The sequence below is a fragment of the Mesorhizobium sp. M7A.F.Ca.ET.027.02.1.1 genome (genome assembly GCF_004022985.1).
Lineage (GTDB): Bacteria > Pseudomonadota > Alphaproteobacteria > Rhizobiales > Rhizobiaceae > Mesorhizobium.
The window spans coordinates 1-6355 of record NZ_RZOL01000358.1; the positions used below are offsets into that span (position 1 = coordinate 1).

At 64.2% G+C, this 6355-nt stretch carries 4 protein-coding genes and 1 pseudogene; 2 read left to right on the plus strand and 3 right to left on the minus strand.

Features of this window, described 5'->3' with window-relative positions:
- Positions 1–18: 18 nt before the first annotated feature.
- Positions 19–1953, minus strand: coding sequence for a DNA primase (gene dnaG / locus EN749_RS28065; protein WP_128364381.1), 1935 nt, complete (start codon positions 1951–1953; stop codon positions 19–21).
- A 136-nt stretch (positions 1954–2089) separates the two neighbouring features.
- Positions 2090–2470, minus strand: coding sequence for an RcnB family protein (locus tag EN749_RS28070; RefSeq protein ID WP_128364382.1), 381 nt, complete (start codon positions 2468–2470; stop codon positions 2090–2092).
- A 387-nt stretch (positions 2471–2857) separates the two neighbouring features.
- On the opposite strand from EN749_RS28070, the gene EN749_RS28075 reads away from it, so the two are divergent.
- Both EN749_RS28075 and EN749_RS28080 read left to right on the plus strand, forming a co-directional pair.
- Complete coding sequence (locus EN749_RS28075; protein ID WP_127322913.1) at positions 2858–4522, plus strand: Na/Pi cotransporter family protein; 1665 nt, start codon at positions 2858–2860, stop codon at positions 4520–4522.
- Between the two features lie 148 nt (positions 4523–4670).
- Entirely contained in the window at positions 4671–5855 is a 1185-nt protein-coding gene (locus EN749_RS28080; RefSeq protein WP_127809615.1) for an MFS transporter, read from the plus strand.
- A gap of 9 nt (positions 5856–5864) precedes the next feature.
- Here the strand turns inward: EN749_RS28080 and EN749_RS28085 are convergent.
- Positions 5865–6355, minus strand: a pseudogene (locus EN749_RS28085) (HAD-IC family P-type ATPase); the annotation flags it as partial.

Here is a 6355-nt window from a genome sequence, read left to right on the forward strand (position 1 = left end):
CAATTCACTCGCTTCCAACTAAGCTCGCCCAGCCCTGCCCGAGGAGACGCCAAACCCTTCGATCAGCGCTTCCGTGGCCTGCACATCCTGGAATTGCGCCTGAATTTCGATCAGATGCCGGTAGTTTTCGTCTGTGGGATCGGTGGCGAGCGCCGCTTCCGCCTGTTTCAGTTCCTTATGTAAGGTGCGCGCGCTGCGCTGCAAGTGCAGCGCCTGGCTGAAAGCATCGCGGGCATCTTCAAGGGCGGCGGTCTCCAGCGCCGGCCATTGCCGCATCCGCCGGATCAGCCCGACGGCCCGCTCCCAGATCTCGGCGCAGCCGGCGCGTTCGATCGTCGCAATCACCGCCTGACGGTCATTGGCCATGTCATGCGCCATCGCATCGAGGATTGCCGCATGCAGCCGCCTCAGGTCGGAGTTGGCGAGATCGAGGAACTCGATATGGGCGAAATTCTCGTCGATCAGCGCCGGATGGTTGATCAACGCCACGATGATCGTCGCCTCGCGCACCGACATCCCCTCGCCGCCGCGTTTGACCAAAGCCGACTGGCCGAGGCTTTCGGTGATCGCAATGCGGCCGCCACCGCCTTTGGCGAACTGCCCGCCGGGCGCGGTCGTCTTGCCCTGGCCCTGTTTCCAGTCCTGCCGACCTTGACGCCCACTGCGCTGCGAGCCGAAGAAGCTCAGCACACGCTCCCGCATCTCCTGCTGGTAGTGGTAGCGCAGGCTTTCGTCGCGGATGCGGCTGGTCAGTTCGCGCAGCGTCTTCTCGAGTTCGGCCCGCCGCTCCGGCGTATCGAAGACGCCGCCCGCCGTCTCACGCATCCACAAAAGGTCGACCAGCGGCCGCGCCTCGGCCAGAACCCGACGAAACGCATCCGGTCCTTCGGCCTTGACCAGATCGTCGGGATCCTTGCCTTCCGGCAGCAGCGCGAAGCGCGCCGAACGGCCGGCCTGCACAGATGGCAGCGCCATGTCGGCGGCCCGCCACGCTGCCTTCAGCCCGGCCTTGTCGCCGTCGAAGCACAGCATCGGCTCCGGCGCCATGCGCCAGAGCAGCTCGAGCTGGTTCTCGGTGAGCGCGGTGCCGAGCGGCGCCACGACATTCTCGAAGCCGGCCTGCGCCAGCGCGATCACGTCCATATAACCTTCGACGGCGATGACCGTGCCGCCCTTGGCCAAGGCCTTGCGGGCGCGGGCAAAATTATAGAGCACATTGCCCTTGTGGAAGAGCTCGGTGTCAGGCGAGTTCATGTATTTGGCCAGCGCGTCCGGCTGTAGCGCACGCCCACCAAAGGCGATGATCTTGCCCCTGGAATCCGGGATCGGGAACATGATGCGGTCACGGAACCAGTCATATGAAACCGGAATGTCGTCGCCGTGGCGCACCAGTCCGCAGGCCTCGATATCGGCTTTCGGCACACCCTTGGCGGCGAGATGCTCCTTCAGCGCATTGCGGCTGTCGGGCGCAAAACCGAGCCGGAACGATTGCTGCGTCGCCGGCGTCAGTCCGCGGTCGCGCAGATAGGCACGCGCCTTGGCGCCTTCCGGCCCCTGCAGCCGTTCCTGGAAGAAGGCGGTGGCCATCTCCATGACGTCGGTCAGGCTGGCGCGTTCCTTTTCGCGCCGCTCCTCCTGCGCATCGCGAACCGGCATCGGCACACCGGCCATATCGGCGATCTTTTCGACCGCTTCGGGAAAGCTCATCCCGTCGAGTTCGGTGAGGAACTTGAAATGATCGCCCGAAACCGAACAGCCGAAACAGTGATAGCGGCCCTTTTTGTCCTCGCAGTGGAAGGACGGGCTCTTCTCGCCATGAAACGGGCAGCACGCCCAATAGTCGCCGCGCGGCGCGTTGGTTTTCTTCCTGTCCCACGCAACGCGCTGGCCGATCACCGATGAAATCGGCACGCGGTCGCGTATCTCGTCGAGGAAGGCGGGTGGAAAGCGCATCGGGGAACTCGTTTCCCGATTATATAATCATACCCGCGAAATCCGACGACCCTTAATGCGGGCCATACCCGGTTTCCACAGGCAAAAGAGGCGGCCGTTGCGGGCCGCCTCTTTCCAATATCCGCCTGGGGAGCGATCAGTGCGCGGCAAGCGCGCCGAAAATGACGCCGGAGAGCACACCGACCAACACATAGTCGTTGCCGACGCGGATCCATTCCTGGCCGCGGCCGGGACGATGCAGGCCGTAGCGGCCGTAGTCGCGGATCGGCTGGTGCTGTCTCCAGCCTGAATATTTATGGCCGTTGCGCCAGTTGTTGCGGTTTACGATGACCTTCTTATGGATGACGCGCTTCTGGATGAAGCGCTTCTTGACATCCCTGTTGGTGGGCTTTTGCCAGTCGACCTGGCTGTAGTTCGACTGCGGAGCGTTCGGTGCGTTCTGCGGTGCGGCTTGGCCGGTGAGGGACGTAGCGGCCAGCATCGAGAAAGCGAGTGCGGAAAGGACAATGCGTTTCAAGAGAAGTCTCCTTGGTTGTCGATGCCCAGGGAATAGCGGGCCACCGATGAACCGAAACTGAACGCCTGCATTACAATTGCGTAACGAATTCCTTGATTTACCCAAGAAAGCTGAACATGATTGCAAAGGCAGGAGCCGGTCGCGCTGCTAACTCGGCCTATCCGTTGCTTCGCGCCCGCCCCGCAATGCAACCATTTGCGCGTCCGTCCATTTTCCGACACCGCCCGTCGCGCTGCAACAGCCCTTGAAATCGACAAGATTTTATTACCCGGCTAAAATATTCGAGCTATTATAAGCCACCGCCATGAACATGATTCGTATCCTCGTTTTCCCTTCTGATCGCCACGCCAAACAGGACGCGCATCCTGTTTGCATGCGGGGGACGAAATGAGCGGGTCCGTCGTCCTTCTGCATCTGGCCGGCGCCGTGGCGCTGATGCTGTTTGCCACCCGCATGGTGAAGACCGGCGTCGAACGCGCCTATGGCGACGTGCTGCGCCATCGCCTGCGCGCCACCATGCGCAATCCGATCATGGCGGTGCTGGCCGGCACCGGCCTTGCCATCGCCCTGCAAAGCTCCACCGCCGTCACGCTGCTGGTCGGCTCCTTCGCCGGCTCTGGCATCGTCTCGGGCGCCGCGGGCCAATTGGCAGTGCGCGGCGCCGAGATCGGCTCTGCGCTGGTGGTCAAGCTGCTGACCTTCGACCTCACCTTGCTGGTGCCGCTGTGCCTGATCACCGGCACGGTCATGTTCATGGCCACCGAGCGGCGCGACTGGCGCCAGACCGGCCGCATTCTGGTCGGCATCGGCCTTTTGATCCTGTCGCTGGAGATGATCGGACAGGCGTCTGAGCCGCTACGCAACAGCCAGCTCATGCCGGTCATCATCAACTACTTCTCGACCGATTCCATCACCGCCTATCTGCTGGCGGCGCTGATCACCTGGCTGTTCCAGTCGAGCATCGCGGCGGTGCTGTTGATGGCGACGCTGGCGGGCCGCGGCCTGATCACGCCTGAACTCGGCGTTGTTCTTATCCTCGGCGTCAATCTCGGCTCCTCGATCATCGCGCCGATGCTGACCCGCTCGTCGAGCCCCGAGGTGCGCGTCGTGCCGATCGGCAACCTCCTGATGCGCGGGCTTGGTTCGCTTGTCATGCTGATCCTGGTCATGATCTTCAGGCCGCACTTCGCCTTTCTCGGTTCGACGGCGGCGGACCAGATCGTCAATGCCCACATCCTGTTCAATGTGCTGATCCTGCTCGCCGGCCTGCCGCTGGCAGGGTTTGTCTACCGCGCTTCGGAGAAGATCGTCGCACTTGGCACCAAGCCCGTGCCGGCCGCCTCGCTTGACGTCGTCGAGCTGTCCGCGCTCAACGAAAGCGCGCTCGACGTGCCGAGCCAGGCGCTTGCCAATGCCACCCGCGAGGTGGTGCGGGTCTGCGAGACGATCGAGATCATGCTCAAGCGCATCATCGAACTCTATGAAAGCGCCGACGCCGACAAGATTAAAGCGCTGGCCGCACTCGACGACCGCGTCGACCGCAAGCACGCCGCGATCAAGCTCTACCTCGCCAAGTTGACCAGGAACGCGCTGACCGAGGACGAGGCGCTGCGCTGCCAGGAGCTGATCGGCGCCTGCGTCAAGCTGGAGCAGGTCGGCGACATCATCGTGCGCAACATGCTGGTGCATGTGAAAAAGAAGTTCGAGCGCGGACTGGAATTCACCGACGAGGGCTGGGCCGAGCTGTGCGCCTTCCATAGCTCGGTGCTGGCCAATGCGCGGCTTGCCTTCAACGTTCTGGTGTCGCGCGATCCCGAGACCGCCCGCCAGTTGGTGCTGGAAAAAGACCGGCTTCGCGACCGCGAAAAAGAAACCAGCGCCAGCCATTTCGTGCGCCTGCGCGACGGCACTGCCAAGAGCGTCGAGACCAGCTCGATCCATCTCGACACCATCCGCGACCTGAAGCAGATCAATTCGCTGCTGGCCTCGATGGCCTATCCGGTGCTCGAAGAGCGCGGTCTGCTGACTGGATCCAGGTTGAAGGCGAGCTGAGAAGCAGCCGATCTCCCCCCTCGTGAGGGAGATTGGCACTTCATCGCCTCGCGCCCCCACTGAAGAAAACCTAAACTCGCGACAAAAATTTCTGGATTGCCCGCGACGCTCATCCGTGGTTTGAGGCCGTTCCAGCTAAGGCTTCCCCATGTCGCTTCCGCTCATCGCCCTGTTCATTGCCGCCTTTGCTTTCGGCACCACTGAATTCGTCATTGCCGGCGTGCTGCCGCAAGTGGCGGAGGGGCTCGGCGTCTCGGTTCCCTCGGCCGGCTATCTCGTCTCCGGCTATGCCTGCGGCATCGCCATCGGCGGTCCACTGCTGGCGCTCGCCACCAAGTCGCTGTCGCGCAAGAGCCTGCTGCTCGGCCTCGCCATCGCCTTCACCATCGGCCAGGCGGCTTGCGCGCTGGCGCCCGACTTCACCTCGATGCTACTGTTGCGCATTGCCGTGGCGGTCGCGCATGGCGCCTATTTCGGCGTCGCCATGGTCGTCGCCGTCGGTCTCGTGCGCGAAGACCAGCGCGGCATGGCTGTCGCCGTCATCCTGTCCGGCCTCACCGTCTCCAACGTCATCGGCGTGCCGGCCGGCACCGCGATCGGCAACATCTGGGGCTGGCGCGCCACCTTCTGGGTGATGTGCGCGCTCGGCGTGGCGGCAACGCTTGCCATGGCAGCCCTGTTGCCGCGCACCACCGGCTCATCGGCCAAGCCTGCCGGTTTCGCCCGCGAGGTCCGTGTGCTGGCCCGCCAGCAGGTCTGGACTTCGCTGATCCTGATGCTGATGCTGATGATCGGCCAGTTCGGCCTGTTCACCTACATCACCCCGACACTGCTGGAGGTCACCGGGCTCGACGAGAACCTGGTGCCGTGGGTGCTGCTGCTCAACGGCGTCGGCGCCACGCTCGGCGTCTTCCTCGGCGGCAAGCTGTCCGACTGGAAGCTGATGCCGTCGCTAATCACCATGCTGGCCTTGCAGGCGGTGACGCTGGCCGTCATCTACGCCGTCAGCCCCTATCCCCTGCCGATGGTTGTGGCGATCGTCATCTGGGGCGGCCTCAACTTCGCCATCGGCACACCGATCCAGACCCGCATCCTGGCCTGGACGGCGGACGCCTCGAACCTCGCCTCGTCGCTCATTCCGTCCGGCTTCAATGTCGGCATCGCGCTGGCCGCGTCGTTGGGCGCCGCGATGCTGAACAGCGGCTATGGCTACCGCAGCCTGCCGCTTCTGGGCGCCATCGCCATGCTGGTCGCCGTCGCGGTGGCGCTGGCATCCTATGTCTGGGAAGGGCGCAGCAACGCCACGCCGCCGCTGACGGCTCCGGCGGAATAGACCACTCCACCCGCGCCAGCGCAGCAGGCGCATGGCGTTGGCGGTGACCAGCACCGTGGCGCCGGTATCGGCCAGGATCGCCGGCCACAGGCCGGTGATGCCCAAAATGGTGGTGACCAGGAACACCGCCTTCAGCCCGAGCGCAACGCTGATGTTCTGGCCGATATTGGCCATCACCGCCCGCGACAGTCTTACCATGCGCGCGACGTCCATGACGCGGCCATGCAGGATCGCCGCGTCCGCCGTCTCCAGCGCCACATCGGTGCCGCCGCCAATGGCGATTCCGATGTCGGCGGCGGCGAGCGCCGGCGCATCGTTGATGCCATCGCCGACCTTGGCGACCTTCAGCCCTTCGCGCTGCAATTCACCGATGATGCGCTGCTTGTCCTGAGGCAACAGCTCCGCCCGCGCCTCGATCCCGAGGGAAGCGGCGATGGCATCAACGATGCGCCGGCGCTCGCCGCCGCCGACATCGGAATCGCCATTGGCGGCGGCACCGA